The sequence below is a fragment of the Pseudomonas gessardii genome (genome assembly GCF_001983165.1).
GTDB classification, from domain to species: Bacteria; Pseudomonadota; Gammaproteobacteria; order Pseudomonadales; family Pseudomonadaceae; genus Aquipseudomonas; species Aquipseudomonas gessardii.
In genome coordinates this window covers 36,487-61,036 of sequence record NZ_MNPU01000003.1, presented here as the reverse complement: position 1 = coordinate 61,036, position 24,550 = coordinate 36,487, and the positions used below count along the sequence as shown (strand labels likewise).

Here is a 24,550-nt window from a genome sequence, read left to right as displayed (position 1 = left end):
CTGGTTACACTCGAGACCGGGTAGCTGCCCTGACGTATCGTTATCCTTCGAATTTCAGCGCCAATAATAAAAATGGCTGAAGGTTGAAAAATGAACGCGATCCACTACAGCGAGTACGACTGTGAAGCGTCAGGTAATTTCCTGACCGAAGCTTCATTGGCCAGGCAAGGCTTCGACATCCGGGTTGAACACGCGCAATGGTCCAACACTGGCACTGCCTTGATAGAAACCGGCGACAGTTGCCTGTTGCGCTTGATGCTGCCGGCCAGCTCGCAGATCAAGCCTAACTGCGGCGGTTTTTCCAGCCACGGTGCGCCTCAATTCCAACCCCTGGGCAAGCTGTTGTTCATTCCCCATGGCACCGAGTTCCACCTGCGTCACGATGCCGGAGAGCAAAAGGCCCTTGTGTGTCTATTCGACCCCTCCTCACTCGGCGTCCTGGGCAGCTATCGCTGGAACTGGCAGGACAACGTCAGCGCAGCCATGCTCAACCTGCAAAGCGGCTACTTGCACGCCTCGTTGCAACGGCTGGCCGAAGAAGTCGCCAACCCCGGCTTCGCCAGCGAGCTGCACACCGAGTGCCTGCTCACCAGCATTGCCCTGGACCTGCGCCGCGAATTTATCGACGCGCCCGACGATGCCACTTGTTCCTCACACTGCGCTGAAAAACTCAGCCATCGTCAACTCAACATCCTGCGTGAATTGCTCGACAGCGCCAGTGACGAAGGCCGCTCACTGGGCCACTTGGCGCGGGCCTGCGAACTGCCGTTGCGGACCCTGTCCAGTCGCTGCAAAAACACCACCGGCATGACCTTGCGCCAGTACGCCGCGCAAACCCGTTTGCAAAAAGCCGTGGCGCTGTTGGCTGACCCACGGTTGCTGATCAAACAAGTGGCCTATCAGGCCGGCTTCAACAACGCCGCCGCTTTCAGCGCGGCCTTCCGTAAAGAGCTCGGTGTCACACCCGAGGAATTTCGCCACCAGCGCCAGCGCTGAAAGGCACCCGGACAAGGGCGCCTTCCAGCAATACGGGCTTTAACGACGAATCGTGGCGGTGATTTTGGCGTGTGGCCCATTGACCTGCGCGGCCCAGGCTTCAGCCGCCTGATCGAGGGTAAAATCCAGGTAATCCACCTGAATCTGCTGCTCTTTGGCGATCTTCAGCAGACGCAGCCAGATCTGTTCACGGTCTGCGGGCGGGCGCTGGCCAGTGCCGATGCACGACAGATTGCGAAACAACAGATCGGCAATATCCAGATTGAGCTGGCGGCCGGCTCCCGTGCCAATGGTCATGATCCGTGCGCCCCAGTTGGTGGCCTTCAGCGACGTCAACATCGGTTGACCGCACACGAGGTCGAGCACCACATCAAATCCGCCATCGGCCGCATCCTTGAGCGCCGCGACGTCATCGCTGCCACCCAGGGTCACCACTTCATCGGCAAGGCCTCGCGACTTCAACCGCCCCAGTGCTTCAGCGGACCGGGCAGCACCGACCACTTTGCCTGCACCCAGACCGCGCGCCAGTTGCAGGGCGATCTGGCCGAGCGTGCCGGTGGCGCCCAGGATCAGCACCTTCTCACCCTTCTGAATCGCGGCTTTTTCCAGGGGCACGATGGCGCCGGTCGCAGCGATGCCCATGCTGATCGCGGTTTTATCGTCCACGTCGTCCGGCACATTCCATACTTCGGCTTGCGGCACCAGGGTGCGCTCTGCCCAGGCACCAAACGGCAACACCGAGCGCTCGCCGAAATACACCCGGCGGCCATCCGGCGCACGGCCAACGCCTTCTCCGCGAATGACACAGGGATATTCAACACCCAGACGGTAGGCGCCGAGTACATCCCAGCCACCAAGGCCAGCGGTATCGACATCGATCAGCACCGAGCCGTCTAGCGGCTGCGGATCACGAAACTCGCCCACTACCGGCGGCGCATTGCGCTCGGAAATGATTGCTGCACGCATGGCATTCTCCTTGTCTGTTTTATTGTCAGGCTGCACTCGAGGCAATAATTGAACATTATTCTGTTATTTGTCTATATTTACTTCGGCAGCTTCTCTAACTGGCAACTAATGGCTCGGACTGATATCGCGGATACCCACCCAATGTCAGCAGCAGCAATGGGCCGACGACAAAGCAGATAAAACTGAACAGCAGCATGGCCGAGTAGCCACCGGTGAGCTTGAACAACCCGGCGAACAGTAACGGCGAGATCGCCGCACCTGCGGTAATCAAGCCCAGGTGCGCGCCAAACAAGCGGCCGTAGTCGCGCATGCCGAAGTAACGGGCGATCAGGAAAGCAGCGATATCGAACTCGGCACCGGCACCCACGCCGACCAGCAACGTGGCGAGGGTGTACATCGCAATACTGGAATCCCCATAGGCAAAAATGCCGCAGGCAAATGCCGGCATCAGCAGCGCGACAGAGGCAACACCGGGCGCCCACAACCGGTCAATCAGGTAGCCCACCAATAGTCGGCCAAGGATCAGCGACACGCCGAAGCTGGCGAAAATCTGACTGGCCTGCAGGGCGCTCAGGCCACGGTCCTGCAGCAACGGCACAATGTTGGTGACCATGCCCACCACGCACGACACCACCAACGTCATCGACAGGTTGCACACCCAGAAACGCCAGGAGCGCATCGCCTCGCGCAGCAGTAGACCGCCGGTTTGTTCGCTGGTGGCGGGGAGTTGCGTCGAGTTGTGGCTGACATTGGTGGTCGGCAACAACCAGCGTAAGGCCAAGGGCAACGCCAGCAGCACCGGCAATACACCCAGCGCGAGGAATCCCGCCTGCCAATTCCACCGGCTGATCGCCCAGGCGGTGATCAGCGGAAGCATGATGGCCGCCAGTCCGGAGCCACTGAGGATGATCGCCAGCGCCAGACCACGGTTTTCCTCGAACCACAAGTTCACCAGGTGCGACCAGGTCACCTGCAACGTACCCAGCCCGGCTAGCGGCACCAGGAAAAAGCCAAGGTAGAGGGTCCAGATCGAGCCATTGATACAGGTCAGGGTGAAGACACTCAGGGACAACGCGAGCAGCGACAGCAACGTGACCCGGCGCAAGCCGTAGCGCGAGTTGAGCCAGCCGGCCAATTGCGACGCGACGATGGTGCCCAGCGATAACGCGGTGATCGCCGCCTGCAACTCCGCCCTGCCCCAGCCCATGGCCTGTTCCAGCGGAATCACCATGGAGCTGAAGCTGTACAGCAGCAACGAACTGGAACTGGTGGCAACGCCCACCAGCGCCAGAATCAGCACCCGCCAGCCGCGTTTGAATTCTGCGTTATCAAAGCCTTTCATGGTGTGTGACCTCAGTCGTTGCCAATAAACACAGCCGCTTGCGCGCTCTTGCTCAGTACCTGGGCACGACGTGCCGGGCCAGGTGCGGTCTCGACCTGAACAAGGGTGTCTTCGGGGTGAATCAGCGTCGGGCCATTACCCAGTTGCTCAAGCGCCAGAAGCGCCAAGTCATCTGCTTTGGGCAAGGTCATGGTCAGGGCGTCGGCAATGTTCAGTTTGACCATGGCATCGCGCATGGTGGGTGTGTCGACAGTGCCGATGACCAAATTGAGCACGTCGACGCCACGGTCTTTCCACTCCGCCCATAACGATTCGCCGAGGTTCAGCGCAAACCCTTTGGTGGCGGTGTACATCGCCAGTTTGCGAATACCCCCCAATGCAGCCTGGGAACCCACCAACAGCAAGCCGCCCTGCCCGCGCTCCAGCATCGCGGCACCAAAGGCATGGCTGCATTGCATCACGGTCAAGCAATTGAGGCGCAGCAACGCGCCCCAGTCCTCGGTCGAGGTATCGAGGAAGCGCGTGATGTAGGGATCGCCACCCGCGTTGTAGATAAACAGACCAACTTGACGTTCACCGACAGCCGCGAGCAATCGCTCACAGGCATCGGGCTGAGAAAGGTCCTGGATTACCACCAGCACTTCGATGGCGTAACGTTGCTCCAATTCGCCTTTCAATTGCGCCAGGGCGTCGCCACGGCGCGCCACCAGGACGCAGTTGAGGCTACGCTCGGCGAGGGCACGGGCAAACGCCGCGCCCACACCATGGGAGGCACCGGCAATCACCGCCCACGGACCATACCGATGCAGGAAGGCATTATCAGGAACAGACATAAACACTCCGAATACGAAGGCCCGGCGACCAGCCACCGGGCGAGAAAGGTTTCACCCTGTCAGGCCACGGGTGGCAGGTCGATGTGGCGGGCGGAGGCGCCAATGGCGGTGCTGCCGTAGACCAGGACGCGCCGCTCGATGTGCGCCATGAACAGGCGCAGCAAAGGCCCGTCGTATTCAGGCCCGGCGCTTTTGACAAAGGCTTCCAGCGCTGCATCAATCTCGCTGTAGTCACTGAAGGTGCGGTCCAGCAGGACTTGCGCCTCCTGTTGTTCCAGCTCGCGCAAGTGCAATTCCATGGCATCGCCACGGCCCAGGTACTCCACCAGTTTGCTCACGGCGCGCAGCTTGGTTTTCTGGAAGTCACTGCCGACTTCCACCTGCGCCAGGGCATCGGCGAGCATGGTCAGCAACTGGGCATTCGGGCCGCTGCTGACCATGTCCAGTTTCGGCGTTTGCAGAGGCACACCCATGGCTTCGGCCAGCGCATGCACCACCACCCGGCGCAGGGCGATGTCAAACTCGGTGTAGGTGTCATGTGGGTCGCCCGGTTGTGGCGTGGCCACCGACGCCGAGAACTGCATCGTGCTGACGGTGGCAAACAGTGCCGTGTGGTAACGCACCACATCGGGCTCCGCCGGTTCGCCGGTTACTTGCTGGTAGTAGCGATACAGGGCGGCGAAGCTGTCCCCGAGCGGCTCGTAATTGTCACGCATGCGCGCCGACGCCAGGTCGGCCAAGGGATCGCCGATCATGGCAAATTCGAAATCGTAGAGACCCTGTACCTGTCCGCTCTCGAACAGATATTGCCCTGAATCGTACTGCACGAAAGCAGGCCGGATACGGTGCTGCGGCACATTGCGGCGCAACCAGCCGAGGGCGAATTCAACCAGCGGCTGAGGCCTGGTTTTATTGCGTGCATACAGCGGGTAGTAAGCTTCCAGACCTGCGAGGGTAATGTCCTCGGCACTGGTCGGCAGGTGAATGCCCTGCTCAATGAAGGGTTGCAACGGCAATTGGTGCATGCGCGCCATGGCGTCGACCCACTGGCGTGCGACAGCATGGCGCTCGGCATCACTGATCGCCGTGCTGATATCACGACTGCCCGGCACTAACTCCATCACGATGGCTTGCGGGTCTTCGCAGAAGCCGTAGATACGCGGCACCGGCACACCTTGCTGGCCGAGCAAGGTGAGAATATCCGCCTCCCGGCGCAGATCCGGGAATGGGCTGACATCACCACCTCGCTCGCCACGAATATGCAATTGAAGGGTTTCGCCATCGCGTTGCAGTTCAAGGTTCCACGCCGGACGCCAGCGCAGCAGGCGTTGCATGGCCGTGATGTTTCCGCCCAGCAGCCCTTCGACAAAGGTGCGCAGCTTTTCTTCGACCGGATCAACAGTCGTATTTATTGTTGTTGGCATACGGGGTCTTCCTCAGGCGCTGATGTCCAGCGCCGCTCTCAATGGGTGCTGGTGCTACCAGCGTTCGGCCCGCCTACCTGCTCCAGCGGCACGCCCTTTTTCTTCGCCAGGTCGGCGGTGTCCAGGTACTCGCGCCAGGCACAGATCAGTCCGTGTTCGTCCAGCTCATACACCGCCACCATCGAGTGCGGCATGGGGACGCCGTTGCTGACGCAGTAATCGTCGCGTTCGGTCATCACCACGCGCTCCGAAGAGACGATGTGGCGCGTGGTGCAACGGTTATGCGTGACATAACTCATCTGTCGCTCTATCTCCCGGCGTAACGCATCGCGCCCCCGGATCACGGGACCACCGGGCACCCACAGTTGCCAGACGGCGTCGTCGGCGAAGGTGGCCATGATGCGTTCGATATCGGGGCGGCTGCCGTCGCTGCCATCGCCCCAGGCGGCCAGCATGTCGAGGATGAAGCGTTCCTGTTCGAGTGCCATGAAACGGGCTCCAGTGCAGTGAATGGATCGGGATCAGACCGAGGTTTGAGGCAGCAGGAAGTTGCGCACCACCGGCACCATCGGTGTGCCGCAACTCATACCGCCGTCCACGCGCATCAGCGTCCCGTTGACATAGGCGGCGTCGTCGCTGGCGAGGAAAGCGGCCATGGCGGCGATGTCTTCCGGCTCGCCCAGTTGCGGTACGTTTTGCAGGTCGAGAAAGGCCGACTTCATCGCCTCGTTGGCCCAACTTTCCATGGCTGGCGTGCGAATCACTCCCGGCAGGATGCCGTTGCAACGAATGCCGCGTTTGCCAAAGGTGGCGGCAATGCTTTGCACGTACCAGTTGAGCGCGGCCTTGGAGGCGCCGTAGCTGAACTGAGAAATTTCGCCGGCAATCGAGCTGGTGGACGAGGTGAACAGAATCGAACCGCTGCCCTGGGCGAGCATGTGCGGCAAGGCGTATTTGCACGCCAACACGCCACCCAACACGTTGACCCGCATGCAGTTGTGGAACAGCTCGGTGTTGAAGTTGATGAAGTCGATATCGCGGGTGGTGGCCGGGTTTCTGTACACGGCGTTATTGAACAACACGTCGATACGACCGAAGGTCTCGACAGTCTGCTCGACCATCTCCCGCAAGGCGCCTTCCTCACCAACATCCACTTGCATGGCCATTGCCTTGGCACCTATTTCAGCTGCCACGGCCTGCGCCGATTCGGCGAAAAGGTCGGTGACCACTACCGTGGCGCCCTCCCGGGCAAAACGCAGTGCCGAGGCGCGGCCGATGCCACTGCCGGCGCCTGTGATGACGCAGACCTTGCCGTCTAAACGTTGCACAATCTCGCTCATAAAAGGGTCTCGGGACGGATAAAAAAATCGGCGCCTGTGACAAGCGCCGAAAAGGAGCATGAGGTCAGCGGGTCTGGCCACCGGCAATGGTCTGCGGATTGGCTTCACGCTCGGCGACCGGTTCCTGGCGGTAGCGCGTCGGGCCGTTGCCGAACATGCCGTACTGGTCACGGGTGAAGTCGTACAACGAGTAGGAATCCTGTTGCGGGTTATTGGGAATGCCATACGCCTCGATGTTGTATTGCGAGCCGGTACGGAACAGCGCGCCGCTGTCGTCCCAGGCGTCGTAGACCGCAGCACCAAAGGTGTCCTCGTCGATGTAGTAGCGACGTTTTTTCTGCGCGTGGCGGACGCCGTCCTTGCGGGTCGCTTCCACCACCCAGACACGGTGCAGCTCCCAGCGTTCACAGGCGGGGTTGATGTGTTTGGGCATGAGTTTCTTGTCCATGTCGCAACCCCACTTCAGCGTGTAGTTGCTGTAGGGAATGAACATTTCCTTCTTGCCCACCAGCTTCCAGTCGAAACGGTCCATCTTTCCGGAGAACAGGAAGATTTCGTCGTAGAACGCGACCCCGCCGAACGCCGAGTTGGGGGTGTCGTAGTTGAATTCCGGAGCCTTGCGCACGCGGCGCTGGCCGGTGCTGTAGCTCCAGGCATATCGAGAGTCAGCGACCGGGTCGAGGTAATCCCAATACCCGGATGCCTGCCCGGCCGTACGGGCCGGCGCAACGATGCGCGACCATATACGTTGGGCGATTTTCGGATCACGCCCGGGAACGTCCATCTGGTAGAAGGGTTTTTCGCCGGTGGACCGGTTGGTATTGGTCAACGTCGCATGACCCTCATTGACGACATAGGCACTGTGGTTCCAGTCCCAGCCATTCACACCCTGGTAGTTCAGGATGTAGTTCCACATCAGTTCCCGGCCATCTCGCGGCAGTGGGAACGGCAGACCGCCCCGGCAGCCTTCGCTGATCGACAGACCGTCGTTCTCGGTCTTGCAGTCCTTGCGGCCAGCATTGCGCTGGGTGGCAGCAAGAAAATTCGCCGGAAAGGTTGCTGTCCGGTGGGTGGGGTACACCTCAAGGTAATAGGTGTCGGGGTTCTGCTTGAGCAATTGCAGTTGTCCGGCTGCCAGTTGGTCGGCGTACTGATCGGCGTTGGCTGCGGTAATGCGCAAGCGTGGCTTTTCATCGGCAAACGGGTTGGGCCAGTTGCCGTCGCCTGGGACCAGCCCGGCCGGGACTTTTAAACCACCGTCGTAGGCCGGAATGGTGCCAGCGGCATTGCCCGCGACAATCGCCCCGAACGGCGTGAGTCTGCCGCCCAGATCGGCTGCGGTAGAGGTGTCATCAGCGACTGTCGCCCCCGTCAGAGCAATGGCCACCAGGCCTATCGCATAAGAATTGACCGTCATTACGTTCTCCATTCAGATGGGTGATCGCCGAGTCCGGTGATCACTGCAGTGCAGTTCAGGGCGGTTCAGAACGCGGTACTGACCGTCAGCGAGACCCAATTGCGGTCGGTCAGGCCAACGTCGCCGGTTCCCCCGACGACTGTTTTGCCGACACCGGCAATATCGCCATATTTGCGTTCGCTGCCGTACCCGATGTACGACAGGGTCACGTCAGTACGCTCGTCGTAGGTGCCCTTGACCCCGGCTTTCCAGGTGTATTTGCCTTCGTTGCCCCCGCCCGTTGCGGCATTGCCGCTGACGCCGTAATCCACGCTCATCGGGGTGGAAATGTTCCAGCCGGGGAACACCCCCAGCCATTGCGGTGCAAAGCTCACGGCCAGGCCGACATAATTTTTGGTGGCGCAGCCGTAGTGCTTGTCCTGCCCCTCCGGGCAGCCGCCATAGCCCTCGCCTTTGAACAGTTCCTCGTGCTTGGTCACCCGTTGCACATGACTGAACGCCATTTCGGTGATCAGGCTGCCGGTGTCGAAGTAATCAGTGCGCGGCAGCAACCACAGGCCGTTGACCACCATGTGCCAGGTGTCACCGCGAGCGCCCTGGTTGTCGGCAGTGCTGATGTTGCTGGAGACCAACGAGGTGTTCTGGCGATACGACAGGTCTACGCCAAGGGAGCCGCCACCCAGCACCGGACCTGCGGAGTAACCCAGGCCATAGAGCTTGACGTTCTCGGCGTACACGTAACGGGCGAAAGTCGGCGCCACTTGCAGGCCCCACGGGTTGTAGTCATCGAATTCGCGATAGAACGCGCTGACCTCCGAATGCAGGAAGTCGAAGCTATAGGTGCCCATCACGCCCCAGTTGCCCCTGTCCTTGGGTTTGACCGGGTCAATCAACGGCCGCGAAACACCGCTGAACAACGGCAAACGGTCCGGCCCTTCCAGGGCGACGTCGGCGGAAGCCAGATAGGTACCGCCTTCAGGTGCGCGCGTGGTGTCCCATTCGAAGAAGTATTGCGCTGCCAGCGACAACTTGTCGGTGACCTGAGCCTGGGTTGAAATCTGCGTCAACGGCAGGAAGATTTCACGGGTCTCGGTTCCTGGGTTGCTTACCGCTTTGCGCCCATCCAACGGTGCTTGCGAGTAGGACACCGCATGCCCGGCAATCAGCAGGCCGTTGCCCCAGTACACGGTATGCCGGCCGGCACGCACGCTGACCGGAATCTCGCCGAGATCGAAGCGGGTAAACGCAAAGGCGTCCAGTAACTCGCCGCTAGGGCCACGGTGATAGCGCTTGGTGAAGCTGGAGTATTTACCGTTGTTGTAGCTCGGCGTGCTCGTACCGGGAAACGCACCGGGGTAGTAGACATTGCCGGGGCTGGTTTCGACGTCGGTGTTTTCGTAAGCCTGGTCGTACCAGCCCGCGCCGCTGATGCGAAAACCGTTGTACTGCTTGTACGCGACCTCCATTTCGCTCATCACATCGACCCGATTGGTCACCACATCGCCCCGATCAAACTTGGCGTCGGACTCGTCGTAGCTGGCGTTATTGGCCAACGCGGAGTCGCGCCCCTCGGCCCGTATGCCCAGGTTGTAACGCACGGTGTTGTCCCAGCGCGCGGTCCAGTCCGGATTGCCGGTATCAAACTCGGCGGCCTGCACAGCGCCAACAGTCAAGGCACACCCGGTCACGCTGAACCAGACAGCCAGGCTTAACGGCTTTAGCTTTGCGTCGATCATCAACACTCCCATTACTTTTTTATTGTTGTTGGCAGCCGAAGCGTTGGGCCGTCTGGACCGCACCAATGAGCGCTGATCCGTGGGCTTTCGGTATGGACTGAAGTAGACGGGACGGGGAGGTTTGAGACAACGATTGGGAGTATTGCTGAAATGCATTTTGGTATTGGTCAAATACTCCCGACCTATACTCAAAGGCCCTGGATTGTGCTTTTTTGAGTACAGGAGGTGACCATGAAATCGGGAACCCAGACAGCGGCACTCCTAGCCGCTGCGATAATCGTCGGCTGTACGAATTCATCAAGCCAGACAGTGACTGTTCCCTTGAACGCTACACCACGCAACGGCGGTCAGATCGCCAATACAACGCTGGCCGTTCAGGGCAATGAGACAGCGTTTTCCTTTGTCGTCAGTGGAGTTCCAAGCGGCACTCTTCGGCCCTTGAATCTCTACACGTTTATCAACAAAGGCAGCTGCGAGCGGCCCGGGTCTGTCGCCTATGCAATGAATGACCGGATCAATACCAATCGCATTTCTGCAACGCGCGGCTGGACCTATTCACGAAGTGCGCCAGTGGCGCTGTCAGAGCTGCTTTCTGGTGGATATTACTTAGTGGTAAGGACCACACCGGCCGATGGCAACGTGGATATTTTCTGTGGGGATATCAAGCCAGAAACAAGGTGAAAATGACACCAGACCGGTAACCGGCTTTATCTACAACAGCGTGAAGAACAGTGTGCATACCGGTATTTGAATAACCGATACCGCCCCATTGTTTTTGTGATTTTACGATGGCAAAACCGCTCCCTAGACTCCAGCCAATAACTAGGCAACGCCGCTCTCCTGGCGCCGCCATGACAATAAAGCCTGGAGGATGAACATGAGTGTGCCCCCATCTCTGGATGACAAATACGTCCAGCACACTGGAAAAATCTTGCTCACCGGCATTCAGGCGCTGGTGCGTCTGCCACTGATGCAGCGCCAACGCGATCTGGCCAATGGTCTGAACACCGCCGGGTTTATTTCCGGATACCGTGGCTCGCCGCTGGGTGGTTTTGACCAGGCATTGTGGAAGGCGCGCGACTACCTCAAGGAACACCACACGGTGTTCCATCCAGGCATGAACGAAGACCTCGCTGCTACCTCAATCTGGGGTACGCAACAGGTCAATCTCTTCGAAGGCGCCACCTACGATGGCGTGTTTGGCATGTGGTACGGCAAGGGGCCGGGCGTCGACCGCTGCGGCGATGTGTTCCGCCACGCCAACGCCGCCGGCACCTCGCAATTTGGCGGTGTGCTGGCCATTGCCGGAGATGACCATGGCGCGCGCTCCTCCTCACTACCGCACCAGACCGAGCACATTTTCAAAGCGGTGATGATGCCGGTGCTGGCGCCATCGGGGGTGCAGGAATACCTCGACTACGGCATGCATGGCTGGGCCATGTCGCGCTATTCCGGCTGCTGGGTCGCCCTCAAAGCGGTGGCCGACACCGTAGAGAGCGCGGCCGTCGTCGACATCGACATTCATCGCGTACAACCGATCATTCCCGATATCCCGCTGCCCGAAGGTGGCTTGAATATCCGTTGGCCAGACCCGCCCCTGGCACAGGAACAGCGCCTGCTGGAACACAAGCTATATGCTGCCCTCGCCTATGCCCGGGCCAACCGCCTCGACCGTGTCGTGATGGACTCAGCGAAAGCGCGCATCGGCATCATCACGTCAGGCAAATCGTACCTCGACGTTTGCCAGGCACTGAAAATCCTCGGCATCGACGAAACACTCGCCCAGCAGATTGGCCTGCGGGTCTACAAGGTCGGCATGGTTTGGCCGCTGGAGGCTGAAGGCGTCCGGCAGTTTGCCGAGGGCCTGGAAGAAATCGTGGTGGTGGAAGAAAAACGCCACATGATCGAATACCAGTTGAAAGAAGAACTCTACAACTGGCGCGAGGACGTACGCCCGCGCATCGTCGGCAAGTTTGACGACAAGGGTGAGTGGAGCCTGCCGCACACGGGTTGGTTGCTACCAGCCATCAACGACCTGACCCCGGCGATGATCGCCCGTGCGCTGGCCAAGCGTATTCTGCGTCTGCACCAAAGTGGCCCGCTGCAAGTGCGCCTGGCCGTGCTGGATGCGCAACTGGCTAGCAAAGACCAATTCAGTAACCTGATGGAACGCGTGCCCCACTACTGTTCCGGTTGCCCGCATAATACATCGACCAAAGTCCCGCAGGGCAGTCGCGCACTGGCGGGCATTGGCTGCCATTACATGGCCGCCTGGATCTACCCGCAAACCCAGACTTTCAGTCAGATGGGCGGCGAAGGCGTGACGTGGATCGGCCAGGCACCGTTCACCACTACTCAACATGTGTTCGCCAACCTCGGTGACGGAACCTATTTCCACTCCGGCATTCTCGCGATTCGGGCTGCCATCGCGGCCAAGGTGCAGATCACCTACAAGATTCTCTACAACGACGCCGTGGCCATGACCGGCGGCCAACCGGTGGACGGCAGCCTCAGCGTGGCGCAAATCAGCCGGCAACTCGTTGCCGAAGGCGTGCAGCGTGTGGTGGTGGTCAGCGAAGATGTCGAGAAATATCAGCACATCCATGAACTGGCAGACGGCGTGCCGGTGCTGCGTCGCGACCAGATGGACGAAGTGCAGGAACAGCTGCGCCAGTTCCAAGGCGTATCCGCAATCATCTATGACCAGACCTGCGCTGCGGAAAAACGTCGGCGTCGCAAGCGCGGCAAGTTCCCGGACCCGGCACGCCGGGTTGTGATCAACGAAGCGGTGTGTGAAGGCTGTGGCGATTGCAGCAGCAAATCCAACTGCATGTCGGTGGTGGCGGTGGAAACCGAGTTCGGCCGCAAACGGGAAATCGACCAGTCCTCGTGCAACAAAGATTTCACCTGCCTTAACGGCTTTTGCCCGAGTTTCGTCACGGTCGAAGGGGGCTCGTTGCGCAAACCCAAAGCGCTGGCAGCCAAAGCGGATGAATTATGGGCATTGCCCACGCCATCAACCGTTACGCTGGATGAGCCCTACAGCATTCTGGTGACCGGCGTGGGTGGCACCGGCGTGGTGACCATCGGCGCCTTGCTAGGAATGGCAGCGTTTATCGAAGGCAAAGGCACGCTCAATCTGGACATGGCCGGCATGGCGCAAAAAGGCGGCGCGGTGTGGTCGCACATCCGCATTGCCGCGCACCAGGATCAATTGTTCGCACCCCGTATTGCCGAAGGTGAAGCAGCCTTGCTGTTAGGCTGCGATCTGGTGGTCAGTGCCAATACCGAAACCTTGTCCAAGCTGCGTCAAGGCGTTACCCATGCGCTGATCAACAGTGAAGAAACCATCACCAGCGCATTCGTGCGGACCTTCGCCCAACAGGCGGAAAGCGGAGATTTGCTGAAGCACCCGGACCCGAAATTCCACACCCACAACATGTCGGCACAAATCGCCGAAGCGGTTGGCCATGCCCAGGCGGACTTTGTCGACGCGAGCAAAATCGCCACGGCATTGACGGGCGATTCGATTGCCACCAACACCTTCATGCTCGGCTACGCCTACCAGAAAGGCTGGTTACCGGTGGGCGAAGCCGCGCTGCTGCAGGCTATCGAACTGAATGGCACTGCGGTGCCCTTCAACCTCGCCGCCTTTGCCTGGGGCCGGCGCAGTGCCGAAGACTTGCCACGGGTCTTGCGCAAACTGGAAGCAGGTAAAGTGCAGAACACAGATCGCTTGCTGTCGCAAAGCCTGGAAGAAACACTGGCACGACGCATGGCATTTCTCACGGCGTACCAGAATAAGGCTTATGCCCAACGTTACCGGCAACGAGTCGAGCAATTCATGAAAGCGGAAACGGCGCTGCTCGGGCAACCGGGCAAACTGTCGGCAAGCGTCGCCCGTTATTACTTCAAAGTGCTGGCCATCAAGGATGAATACGAAGTGGCACGCCTGTTTACCGATGGCCAGTTCCTGGAAAAAATCCAGGCTGGCTTCGAGGGCGACTACCGCCTGCGTTTCCACCTGGCGCCACCGCTGCTGAATGATAACGGCAGCGGCCGTGAGCCGAAAAAGCGCAGCTTCGGCCCGTGGATGCTGCAAGGCTTCAAGCTGCTGGCTAGGTTCCGGTTCCTGCGCAACACCTGGGCCGATCCGTTTGGCCACACTCACGAACGCAAGGTGGAACGTGACTGGCTGGCCAATTATGAACGTGTCCTCGACGAAGTCTTGATGGATTTGACCGCCGACAACCTGACCCTGGCCCAGGACCTGGCACAGCTGCCAGACAGCGTGCGCGGTTATGGCCCGGTCAAGGAGCGCTACCTCGTTCACGCCCAACAGCGTCAGGCGCAATTGCTTGAACGGTGGCGCGATGGCTCGAACGCGCAGTTCCACGATGCCAGTCAGGCCGGCAGCAAAATAGCCGTTACCCAACTGTAAGCCCGAGTGTGGCAGGCGTCGGTTGCCTGAAAAGGCACCACGCCGTATCCACCGAAAACTGGAGCACAGCATGCATGAAGTCGTGATAGTCGCCGCCACCCGCACCGCCATCGGTACCTTCCAAGGCGCATTGGCCACCACCAGTGCCGTGGAATTGGGCAGCGTGGTGGTCCAGGCGTTGCTGAAAAAAACCGGGATTGACGTCGACCTGGTCGATGAGTTGATTTTCGGCCAGGTGCTCACGGCCGGGTGTGGGCAAAACCCGGCACGCCAAGTGGCGCTGAAAGCAGGCCTGCCCCATAGCGTATCGGCCATGACCCTGAACAAGCTCTGCGGCTCCGGGTTGAAATCCGTGATGCTGGCGGCTCAGGCGATTCGCTGTGGCGATGCCGAGGTGGTGATTGCCGGCGGCATGGAAAACATGAGCTTGGCTCCCTACACGCTGGCCAAAGCGCGCACCGGCTTGCGCATGGGTAACGCGCAACTGGCCGACTCGCTGCTGCAGGACGGCCTGATCGACGCCTTCCACGACTACCACATGGGCATCACTGCGGAAAATCTGGTCGACGCTCACAGCCTGACCCGTAAGCAGCAGGACGCTTATGCCCTGCGTTCGCAGCAACTTGCCAGCGCAGCCATTGAGGCCGGCCGTTTTGTCGCGGAGATCACCCCGGTGCCGATTGCGCAGCGCAAAGGCGAGCCGCTGCTGTTTGCCGTGGATGAGCAACCTCGCGCGCAAACCACTGCTGTCAGCCTGGCCGGGCTCAAACCAGCCTTCAGAAAAGACGGCAGCGTCACCGCCGGCAACGCCTCGACAATCAATGACGGCGCCGCTGCAGTGCTGTTGATGAGCGAAGACAAGGCCAGGGAGTTGGGCTTGCCCGTTCTGGCAAAGATCAAGGCGGGTGCGTGTACTGGCGTAGACCCGGCGATCATGGGCATCGGGCCGGTGTCGGCAAGTCGCAAGTGTCTGGCAAAAGCCGGTTGGAGCCTGGCTGAACTCGATCTCATCGAGGCCAACGAAGCGTTCGCTGCCCAGTCGTTGGCGGTGGGTAAAGAGCTGGGTTGGGATTTTGACAAAGTGAACGTCAACGGCGGCGCCATTGCCCTCGGTCACCCGATTGGCGCTTCGGGTTGTCGTGTGCTGGTCACGCTGCTGCACGAAATGTTCAAGCGCGACGCGAAAAAAGGCCTGGCGACCTTATGCATTGGCGGCGGCCAGGGCGTCGCCCTGTTGCTGGAACGTCCATGATTGGCGCCCGCCCCGCAACGGCCGCCGGCCCTCAGCCGCGCTGGCATGGGCAGCCGGATGGCGATGTCGGAACCCACGAATTGCTGTACCACACGGCGCTCAGATTATTTGCCGAGCATGGATTCGAAAGTGTCAGCCTGCGCCAATTGGCAGCCGCAATGCATTTGCAGCCGGGATCGCTGTACAACCACATTGAAAGCAAGCAGGCGCTGCTGTTCGAACTGATCGAGACGCATGAAAGCGATCTTCTGGCGTTACTGCAAACCAAGGTCGCGCGTCATGCTGAGGGTCGGCTGCAACTGCAACGTTTTGTACGTGTGCACCTGCAGTTCAACAGCTTGCACGATCAGCGCCACACGCTGACGCGCATGGAATTTCGCAGCCTCAGCCTGGAGCAGCGCGAACGCGTCGAGCAACTGCGCGACACCCGCACCCGGGACCTGGAAAACATCCTCAGCCGTTGTGGATTGCCGGCCGGCCAGCGCGCACCGATGGCGCTGGGCATGCAAGCATTGCTCGATGGCGTGGTAGCCGGTTACCCGCAGGATGCGCGGCCTCCTCTGGAAAGTCTGACGAGTCTGTTTACCAGCATGGTGCTGACCGGTTTGAGCAGGCCGCTGGCTTAGCTGCTCCCCTTACATCACTAACAATAAGGTCGATCGATGAACGAAGAAATGACGAAAAATTATCGGGAAATTCTCCAGCACGTCGGTGAAGACCCACAGCGTGAAGGCCTGCTCAAGACTCCGGAACGTGCAGCGAAAGCCATGCGTTATCTTTGCCATGGCTACCGGCAAACGCTGGAAGAGATCGTCAACGGAGCACTGTTCGAGTCGGATAACGATGAGATGGTCATCGTTCGTGAAATCGAATTGTATTCGCTGTGTGAACATCATCTCTTGCCATTTATTGGCAAGGCTCATGTTGCCTACATACCGACAGGCAAAGTGCTCGGATTGTCGAAGGTCGCGCGAATTATCGACATGTTTGCCCGCCGCCTGCAGATCCAGGAAAACCTCACCCGGCAGATTGCCGATGCAATCGCCCAGGTCACCAATGCCGCCGGGGTGGCCGTGGTGATCGAGGCGAAACACATGTGCATGATGATGCGAGGTGTGGAGAAGCAGAACTCGGTGATGAGTACTTCAGTGATGCTTGGCGCCTTCCGCGAGTCGTACAACACCCGTCAGGAATTTTTGCAGCTGATCCGCAGCCGCTAGGCGAGGCGCCAGGCGCCCCACCTTCAACTCAACTGAGCATCAGCATCCCGCCGTCAATCATCAGCGTCTGCCCGGTGACAAATCGAGAACCTTCTCCGGCAAGAAATACCAGCACTGGCGCCAGATCCCGGGCCGGTTCACCCAGTTGTCCGCCGATGGGCACTTGCCCTGCCATGTACGCATCGTGCTGCTGCAGTTGTTCGGCGCTCATGCTCGCGCGAGTCGCCTCGTACATCGGCGTCCACATCGCCGGGGCGATAGCGTTGACGGTAATGCCCAATGGGCCCCACTCCCGCGCCACCGTGCGCGTCCACGCCAGCACGGCCCCCTTGCTGGCCGCGTAATGGGCTTTGCCGGGCTGTCCGATGACGCCTGCCCCAGAGGCGAAGTTGATGATCCGCCCACCGCTGCCCTTCAGCAGCTCATAGGCCGCGCGGTTGGTCAGGAATGTGCCACGGGTATTCACCGCAAAGACTTTTTCCCACTCGTCCAGCGTGATGCTGTCGGCACTGGCATTCGGCGCGATACCCGCAGCATGTACCAGCACATCCAGACCATTGAGCCGTTCGTTGGCCCAGGCGAAAGCGGCGTCCACGGATTGGCTGTCAGCGATATCGCAGACTCGTGTATGCGCCCACCCGCCACCGTCCCCCGTCATCGAGGCGGCTTCGCCCAGGTCGAGGCTGACGACATAGGCTCCCTCCTCCACAAATGCTTTGACCACTGCCGCGCCAATACCCCTGGCGCCCCCCGTGACGATGATGCGTTTACCGGCCAGCTGCATGGGCTGTTCCTCTGATATCAGACTGTTTGATCGATGCGCTGCAACGCCGTAGCGAACAGACGCAACGCTGAGGCGTGGTGTTTTTCACCCGAGACCATCGAGGCTTTGCCCGCACACGCACGGGCGTAACTGACTTCGAGAAAGATGCCGAGCTTGAAGCCGGCCAACACCAGGTACCAGGTGAAGTCCGCCAACGAGCGCGAGCTGCCGGCGCGGTAATGGGCGACCAGTTCGTCGCTGCTGCAAAAGCCTTCCCAGGGGCGAACTTCAATGGTGCCGGCACCACGACCATCAGCACCGGGCCAGGTGACTACCAGCCAGGCAAGGTCGAGCAACGGATCGCCGATGGTCGCCAGCTCCCAATCGACAACTGCGGCCAGTTCCGCGCTGTCGTGGCGAAACATGACGTTGGACAAGTGAAAGTCACCATGCTGGATACCGGTCTGGAACTGCGTCGGGTAATGCTCGCTCAACCAGTTGGCCAACCGGGCAAGTCCCGGCAGACCGCTCGCGCCCGGCCAACCGGGGTAGTCTTTGACGCTGTCCAGTTGCGCCAGCCAACGTGAGACCTGGCGTTGATGAAAACCTTCGGGCCGCCCAAAATCCCCCAGGCCCACCGCCTGATAGTCGATTTCTCCCAGACGCAATAACGCGTCCACCATGGCCAGCCCCATACGTCGGCGCATTGCTGGCTGCTGCGCGTGCGGCGTCGGCAAACCTGCCGCGCAGTTGGGATTGAAGCCCTGTACTGGTTCCATCAAATAGAAACTGGCGCCCAGAACGTCTTGGTCGGCGCAGTCGGCTATCAGGCCGGCATGGGGCACCGGCGATCCGGCCAACGCTTTGAGCAACCGTGCTTCACGGGCAATGGTTTTACTGCCGACTTCGCGCAACTCCCTGGAAGGCCGACGCAATACGAATTCGCGCGTGCCACGCCGAAAGCGCAGCAACAGATTCTGAGTGCCTCCGGTTAATCGCAGTGGGGCCTCGATGGAGCCACTTTCCAGACCCTTTGAGTCCATCCATAGAGCCAGGCGCTCGAGTTCGACCAGATCCTGCCAGTCGTTCATGCGTCGTACTCGCCCAGACTGGCCAATGCATCGGCGTATTTTTCCCGGGCTCGGGCCGCCGCGGTGGGCCGGTGGTAATCGGGGAACAGTTCGTCGCAGGGTTGATAATCGCGTAGCAGTTGTTTGGCGACCGTGATTTTGTGCACTTCGGTGGGCCCGTCGGCCAGCCCCATCTGGAAGGAGCGGACGATGTACCCGGTAAACGGCATTTCTTCGCTTACCCCTAACGAGCCATGTACATGCAGGGCGCGCGCGGCGATGTCATGCAGCACCTTGGGCATGGCGGCTTTCACCGCAGCGATGTCTTTGCGTACCCGTTTGTAGTCCTGATACTGGTCGATGCGCCATGCCGTGCGCATGACCAGCAAACGAAATTGTTCGAGCTCGATCCACGAGTCGGCAATTTTTTCCTGGACCATCTGCTTGTCCGCCAGGCGGCTGCCCTGGGTACTACGCGACAGGGATCGTTCACAGAGTGCATCCAGGGCTTTCTGCGCTTGGCCAATCACCCGCATCGCATGGTGCACGCGGCCGCCACCCAGTCGTACCTGGGCCACGACAAACGCCTGACCGGGCGCGCCGAGCATGTCGCCAGCAGGCACTCGCACCTTGTCGAACGACAGGTAGGCATGGGTTGCGGCCGGGTCATCGGCGATACCGACGTTGCGGATAATGCTCACCCCCGGAGCATCGGCGGCAACAATAAACATCGACATGCCTTCATACACCGACACGTTTTTATCGGTGACCGCCATCACGATATAGAACGCGGCGTAGCGGGCATTGGAGGCAAACCATTTTTCGCCGCTCAGCAGCCAGTCATCACCCTCACGCACCGCTTCGGTGGTGAACACCGCAGGGTCCGCGCCGCCTTGGGGTTCGGTCATGGCGAAGCAGGACACGATATCGCCGTCGAGCAAGGGTTGCAGGTAGCGCTGCTTCTGCGCCGGCGTGCCGTAATGGGCGAGGATTTCACCGTTACCGGAGTCCGGTGCCTGACAACCAAACACAATCGGTCCGAACAGCGAGCGGCCGAGAATTTCATTGATCAACGCAAGGCGCACCTGGCCATACCCTGCCCCGCCCAGTTCCGGGCCCAGGTGACAAGCCCACAAGTTGCGCGCCTTCACCTGCGCTTGCAACGGTTTGACCAGTTGCTTGAACAGCGGGTCGTGGATATTCCACGGGCTGCCCAACACGTGGTCGAGAGGCTCGACTTCCTCACGCACGAACTGCTCGATCCAATCCAGTTCCACTTGAATCTCGGGGTCGGTCTGAAAGTCCCAGGCCATGGTGTTTCTCCTAGCAAATAGCGATCAGGCCAGCAGCATGCCGCCGTCGACCAATAGGGTTTGGCCGAGCACATAGCTGGCCAGCGGCGAGGCGAGAAACAGAGCCACATTAGCCATGTCCTGAGGCGTGCCGAGGCGCCCTTGAGGAATGGCGCGCAGCGCACCTTCCAGGCGTTTCGGGTTGCTGGTGGTCACCCGTGTCAGCTTGGTTTCCACCAGCCCCGGGGCAATGCCATTCACCCGGATACCATCACGAGCCCAGGCTTCGGCCAAGGTGCGAGTCAGCCCGAAAGCGCCGGTTTTCGAGGCGTTGTAGGCAGGGTTGCCACGGGTAGAATGGAACGCTGCTGCCGAACTGACCGTGATCATCGAACCCTTGGCTTCCATCAGCAGCGGGTGAAATTTCTGCGCGCAGACCATCAGGCTGGTGAGGTTGATGTCGAGCACGCGCTTGAAGCCCTCAGCGAGGAATTCCTGACGGTCGTAGAGCACCGTGCCTTGCGCTTGCACCAACACATCCAGACGGGTGAATGGCACACAGACCGCTTCGATCAACGCTGCATCCGCGACGTCGACCTGCGCGTAATGCAAGCCTTCAAGGTTAGAGTCGGGTGAGTCGTGATAGGCCGCCGCCGAGGCACGCGTACCCCAGACATGCACTTCGGCACCGCGCTGGCGAAAGTTCTGCGCAATGCCATTGCCGATGCCACTGGACCCGCCGACTACCAGCACGGTTTTACCGCTGAAATCCAACTCGTACATGGGTATTCCTTGTGCTTGTCGAAAAATGCTGCCGGGCAATAGGCCCACCGTTACAGCGCCACCAGGCCAGCCGAGGCCAATCGTTCGAGCTCGCTGCCGGTAAAGCCGAGGCCTTCCAGAACTTGCCGGGTATGTTGGCCGAGGGCGGGCGGTGGGCGCTGCAGCGATAACGGCAAGTTGCCGAAATCCCAGAACGCGCCGATCTGTTGCAAGTCGCCGTAAACAGCATGTGAGTAATGCGCGTGCAGACCCGCGGCGGCGTGTTCGGGGCTGTCGAGAAAGGCATCCATCTGCGCCTCCAGGACGGCCTGCGCAGGAACTTGCACTTCAGCCAATGCTGCGAGCGCCGCTTGCCGGGTAAGACCTGCAAACCAGGTTTCGGGCTGATCACCCATGAGCGCCTTGAAACGCTGCACCTCATCCGGTTGCAGCGCTGCCACCACCAGCCAGGCATCGCTACATAGATACAAACGGTGTGCGTCACTCACACCAGTCTGTTGCGCATCCATATGTTCGATTGGGGTCAGGCTGCCGTCTTCAAGCACCACCGCTTCGCTCATCGATAGCAACGTAGCGCCCAACAATGACGAGCTGACCATTTGCCCGACGCCACTGCGGTTGCGCTCGTACAATCCCAGCAGCAAGGCATAGAGCGAGGATAAACCGGCAAAGAAATCGCCCACGCCAAAACGCAGCCACATCGGCGCCTGCCCCTCCCCGCCCTGCTCCCTCTCCCAGCCGCAGGAAGCCTGCATCAATTGGTCAAAACCCGGCCAATCCGCGCGCGGTCCGGTCGGTCCGTAGGCACTGACATGGCAATACACCAGCTGCGGGTTGAGCACTTTGAGGCTCTCGTAGTCGACCTTGAGTTTGCGTGCGGCCGGCAGCCGCATGTTGTGGTGAACAACATCGGCCCAACGGGCCAACGCTTCTACGGCGGGCTCGGTTTGCTGATCGCCCAACTGCAGCGCTACCCCCAACTTGCCACGCTGGGTGCCGCTGAAAATCCGCTCCAGGCGGCGCATGGCATCGCCTTTGGGCGCTTCGACTTTAATGACTTCGGCGCCGAGGTCCGCCAGAAGCATGCAAGCAAACGGCCCGGCCAGGTAGGCGCCCAGATCCAGTACTTTCAGACCGTGCAGCGGAGGCAAGGGCGCCGGGCTCGACCTGGGCACTTGCGAAGGGATCACAGCATCGGCGCCTGACAGTCCGGCGTTCCCCTCACCTGCCAGAGGTGCGCTACCGCCAACTCGTGCGGGTGGCTGCACCTGCCAGGCAGGGCCTGGTTGCAGGGTCTTGCCCAATTGCACATCGTCGACTTCAACCACATAACCATTCAGGCGTGCTTGCTCGTCGAAGTAGATATCGCCAAAGGGAGCGGCAATTTGCGCGGCCACGTCGTGCTGCCAGAAATGCTCGACCCAGTCCTGTGCCGGCCGTGTGGCAATGATCGCCTTGTTGGCGCCGAAGTTTGGCGCCACATGGCTCGATGGCCACAGCGCGTTCAAGCGAGCCACTTCGGTTTCGCCGAGCTCACTGAGTGCCGCGGCCATCCACGGGGATTTGTCCGGCGAATAATGCACATGCAACCAGCGGCCATCAGCGCATTGGTGCAACGGAATAGGAATGTGTTTATCCAGGCCTTTGGCAAAGGCCTGCGTCGGCGTTTGCGCGCGGTTCCAATGCATGGTCATTGGCACCAAGGCTGCCTGAGCCAAACTCGTATGAGCGATACCGCCGCAGCCGTCACGTTCGCGTGCAAGCAACCGCGCCATCACCCCAACCACGCACAACCAGCTGGCCAGCCAATTGGCAAAGGGCATGCGCACGAATACCGGGCCGGGGCGATGCGCCGGTTGCTCGTCCAACAGGCCAAGGCGCGCCAGGATCAAAGTTTCCCAGGGGATGGCATTCGCCAGTGCATGCCGTTGGGGCCAGCCGCTAATTGCCGAGATAATCAAGCGAGGAAAGTCTGCAGCGAGTTGCGCGTCGGCCAGACCATGGGCCTGCGCTACCGAAGGTGTGAAGTCGTGTAGCAGCACATCGGCGCTCGCGAGCAGAGAGTTTAGTTGCTGACGATCTTGGGGATTTTCCAGACTGAGGATGACACTGCGCTTGCCACGGTTAAGCACAGCAAACAGCGCCTGTTTCTCTCTGGCGGGGTTGGCGGGTGGCTCGATCATCACCACTTCGGCACCCGCTTCGCAAAGATGCATGCCAGCGGCAGAGCCGGCAATGCCGGAACACAGACTGATGACGCGAATTCCTTCGAGGATTGCCTGGCTCATTCAGCACCTGTCTTCTTCTGCGCTTAGCGTTTTGCAGCAGAGCTGCAGAACGAATCCATGGCGTTACCCTAAGCGATCAATGATAAATTCCATAGATAGATTAGTATTCCGAATATAGAATCATAAGCAGGAATATGAACAGCAAATAACAATTCGTCTAAATATCACTAAAAGCCGATCAGGGGCGTTGCGATGATCCTGCGCATGGACCACTTCACCATCGTCACCAACCAACTGGAGGCGACACGGGATTTCTACGTGGAGGTACTGGGTCTGGTCGACGGGCCACGCCCGCCCTTCCCGGTTCCCGGCTTCTGGCTGTACGCCCGGCAACAGCCCGTACTGCATGTGGTGGGCGTATCACAAATGCCGGAGCCGCGACGTGGCGTGCTCGACCATATGGCGTTTCATGCCCAGGGCTTGCAGAAAATGTGGACGCACCTGGATGAGCACGGCGTGCGATTCAAGGTGATCCGTGCTCCCGGCGCCGATCGCACGTGGCAGCTGTTCATGCAGGACCCCAATGGGGTTGAAGTGGAGTTGGATTTCGACGCCAGCGAAGTGCTGCCCGCCGACTGGAAGGAACGCCGGGGAAGCTAAATCAATCCAGCATAACTGCCGCCGTCGATCTGCAAATTTTGCCCGGTGATATAGCCGGCTTGCGCCGAACAGAGAAATGCGCAGGCGGCTGCCAATTCGCTCGGCTGGCCAAATCGTCGCGCCGCTATCGGCTTGAGCATTTCCACCCGTGCTTGCTCAAAACTGAGCTGGCGAAGCCCCGCCAGCTGCTCGGTCATAAAGCGCAGACGGTCCGTCTCAATGCGCTCCGGCAGCAGATTGTTGATCGTTACATTGTCCCGTGCCACTTCGACCGACAGAGCTTTGCAAAAAGCGGTCAGCCCGGCACGTGCAGCGGTGGACAAACCCAACGGCAAACGCGGTGACTTGACCATCGCCGAGGTGATATTGACGATGCGGCCGAAACCTCGCGCCCGCATACCGCCGATCACAGCCTGGATAAGCAGAATGCCTGAGAGCATGTTGGCCTCAATGGCCGCCATCCAGGCCGCGTGATCCCAATCCTCCAGACGACCCGGCTCTGGGCCGCCGTTGTTGGTCACCAGAATGTCGACTACCGGGCACGCGGCCAACAATGTCGCACGCCCGGCAGAGGTGGACAGATCCGCCACCACCGTGCGGGGCAGCCGGCCAGTGCCGAGAAAAATGTCCTGCGCGGTTTGCGCCAGGGTCTCGGCATTGCGGCCGTTGATCAGTATCTCGCAACCCTCCTGCGCCAATGCCAGCGCACAGGCTTTGCCAAGCCCTCGTGAAGACGCGCATACCACCGCCATGCGCCCGCCAATGCCCAGATCCATAGCCGTACTCC

Annotated in this window: 21 protein-coding genes; 7 read left to right on the top strand and 14 right to left on the bottom strand. The window is 60.2% G+C overall.

The window, feature by feature from the left end; translation table 11 throughout:
- Positions 1-90: 90 nt before the first annotated feature.
- Complete coding sequence (locus BLL38_RS03665; RefSeq protein ID WP_020300826.1) at positions 91-996, top strand: helix-turn-helix domain-containing protein; 906 nt, start codon at positions 91-93, stop codon at positions 994-996.
- Positions 997-1,035: 39 nt separating this feature from the next.
- On the opposite strand, the gene BLL38_RS03660 is transcribed toward BLL38_RS03665, so the two are convergent.
- The 8 genes from BLL38_RS03660 to BLL38_RS03625 all read right to left on the bottom strand — a co-directional run bounded on the left by BLL38_RS03660 (position 1,036) and on the right by BLL38_RS03625 (position 10,054).
- Entirely contained in the window at positions 1,036-1,962 is a 927-nt protein-coding gene (locus BLL38_RS03660) for a quinone oxidoreductase family protein (RefSeq protein WP_020300827.1), read from the bottom strand.
- 94 nt (positions 1,963-2,056) lie between these two features.
- Positions 2,057-3,304, bottom strand: coding sequence for an MFS transporter (locus BLL38_RS03655; RefSeq protein WP_020300828.1), 1,248 nt, complete (start codon positions 3,302-3,304; stop codon positions 2,057-2,059).
- An 11-nt stretch (positions 3,305-3,315) separates the two neighbouring features.
- On the bottom strand, positions 3,316-4,137 hold the full coding sequence (locus BLL38_RS03650) for an SDR family NAD(P)-dependent oxidoreductase (RefSeq protein WP_020300829.1): 822 nt from the start codon (positions 4,135-4,137) through the stop codon (positions 3,316-3,318).
- A gap of 59 nt (positions 4,138-4,196) precedes the next feature.
- Entirely contained in the window at positions 4,197-5,561 is a 1,365-nt protein-coding gene (locus tag BLL38_RS03645) for a phosphotransferase family protein (RefSeq protein WP_020300830.1), read from the bottom strand.
- A gap of 38 nt (positions 5,562-5,599) precedes the next feature.
- Complete coding sequence (locus tag BLL38_RS03640) at positions 5,600-6,049, bottom strand: nuclear transport factor 2 family protein (protein ID WP_020300831.1); 450 nt, start codon at positions 6,047-6,049, stop codon at positions 5,600-5,602.
- Positions 6,050-6,082: 33 nt separating this feature from the next.
- Complete coding sequence (locus BLL38_RS03635) at positions 6,083-6,901, bottom strand: SDR family NAD(P)-dependent oxidoreductase (RefSeq protein WP_020300832.1); 819 nt, start codon at positions 6,899-6,901, stop codon at positions 6,083-6,085.
- A gap of 64 nt (positions 6,902-6,965) precedes the next feature.
- On the bottom strand, positions 6,966-8,318 hold the full coding sequence (locus BLL38_RS03630) for a DUF1329 domain-containing protein (protein ID WP_020300833.1): 1,353 nt from the start codon (positions 8,316-8,318) through the stop codon (positions 6,966-6,968).
- Between the two features lie 65 nt (positions 8,319-8,383).
- Positions 8,384-10,054 carry a DUF1302 domain-containing protein gene (locus BLL38_RS03625; RefSeq protein ID WP_032904486.1) on the bottom strand — a complete coding sequence of 557 codons (1,671 nt, stop codon included), beginning with the start codon at positions 10,052-10,054 and terminating at the stop codon, positions 8,384-8,386.
- Between the two features lie 231 nt (positions 10,055-10,285).
- Between BLL38_RS03625 and BLL38_RS03620 the strand changes: the two genes are divergently transcribed.
- The 5 genes from BLL38_RS03620 to folE all read left to right on the top strand — a co-directional run bounded on the left by BLL38_RS03620 (position 10,286) and on the right by folE (position 16,967).
- The gene (locus tag BLL38_RS03620; protein ID WP_076961360.1) at positions 10,286-10,735 is read left to right on the top strand and encodes a hypothetical protein; all 450 of its coding nucleotides are present in this window, start codon (positions 10,286-10,288) and stop codon (positions 10,733-10,735) included.
- A gap of 196 nt (positions 10,736-10,931) precedes the next feature.
- Positions 10,932-14,495, top strand: coding sequence for an indolepyruvate ferredoxin oxidoreductase family protein (locus tag BLL38_RS03615; protein ID WP_020300835.1), 3,564 nt, complete (start codon positions 10,932-10,934; stop codon positions 14,493-14,495).
- A gap of 70 nt (positions 14,496-14,565) precedes the next feature.
- On the top strand, positions 14,566-15,747 hold the full coding sequence (locus BLL38_RS03610) for an acetyl-CoA C-acetyltransferase (protein WP_020300836.1): 1,182 nt from the start codon (positions 14,566-14,568) through the stop codon (positions 15,745-15,747).
- Positions 15,744-16,373, top strand: a complete 630-nt coding sequence (locus BLL38_RS03605; RefSeq protein WP_020300837.1) for a TetR/AcrR family transcriptional regulator — start codon at positions 15,744-15,746, stop codon at positions 16,371-16,373. Before BLL38_RS03610 ends, BLL38_RS03605 begins: the two co-directional genes overlap by 4 nt.
- 36 nt (positions 16,374-16,409) lie before the next feature.
- Complete coding sequence (gene folE, locus BLL38_RS03600; protein ID WP_020300838.1) at positions 16,410-16,967, top strand: GTP cyclohydrolase I FolE; 558 nt, start codon at positions 16,410-16,412, stop codon at positions 16,965-16,967.
- Positions 16,968-16,995: 28 nt separating this feature from the next.
- Here folE and BLL38_RS03595 read toward each other — a convergent pair whose 3' ends face one another.
- The 5 genes from BLL38_RS03595 to BLL38_RS03575 are packed head-to-tail and all read right to left on the bottom strand — an operon-like array spanning position 16,996 to position 23,163.
- Positions 16,996-17,751, bottom strand: coding sequence for an SDR family NAD(P)-dependent oxidoreductase (locus BLL38_RS03595; RefSeq protein WP_020300839.1), 756 nt, complete (start codon positions 17,749-17,751; stop codon positions 16,996-16,998).
- Between the two features lie 17 nt (positions 17,752-17,768).
- Positions 17,769-18,821, bottom strand: coding sequence for a phosphotransferase family protein (locus BLL38_RS03590; RefSeq protein WP_020300840.1), 1,053 nt, complete (start codon positions 18,819-18,821; stop codon positions 17,769-17,771).
- Positions 18,818-20,113: an acyl-CoA dehydrogenase family protein gene (locus tag BLL38_RS03585; RefSeq protein ID WP_020300841.1), complete on the bottom strand. Its 1,296-nt coding sequence runs from the start codon at positions 20,111-20,113 to the stop codon at positions 18,818-18,820. Before BLL38_RS03585 ends, BLL38_RS03590 begins: the two co-directional genes overlap by 4 nt.
- A gap of 24 nt (positions 20,114-20,137) precedes the next feature.
- On the bottom strand, positions 20,138-20,875 hold the full coding sequence (locus BLL38_RS03580) for an SDR family NAD(P)-dependent oxidoreductase (RefSeq protein ID WP_020300842.1): 738 nt from the start codon (positions 20,873-20,875) through the stop codon (positions 20,138-20,140).
- A gap of 50 nt (positions 20,876-20,925) precedes the next feature.
- Positions 20,926-23,163: a CoA transferase gene (locus BLL38_RS03575; protein ID WP_020300843.1), complete on the bottom strand. Its 2,238-nt coding sequence runs from the start codon at positions 23,161-23,163 to the stop codon at positions 20,926-20,928.
- Between the two features lie 192 nt (positions 23,164-23,355).
- On the opposite strand from BLL38_RS03575, the gene BLL38_RS03570 reads away from it, so the two are divergent.
- Positions 23,356-23,763, top strand: coding sequence for a VOC family protein (locus BLL38_RS03570; protein WP_020300844.1), 408 nt, complete (start codon positions 23,356-23,358; stop codon positions 23,761-23,763).
- Here the strand turns inward: BLL38_RS03570 and BLL38_RS03565 are convergent.
- A complete protein-coding gene (locus BLL38_RS03565; RefSeq protein WP_020300845.1) occupies positions 23,760-24,539 on the bottom strand; it encodes an SDR family oxidoreductase in 780 nt (259 codons plus the stop codon). The two genes, BLL38_RS03570 and BLL38_RS03565, sit on opposite strands and share 4 nt — an antisense overlap.
- Between the last annotated feature and the right edge of the window lie 11 nt (positions 24,540-24,550).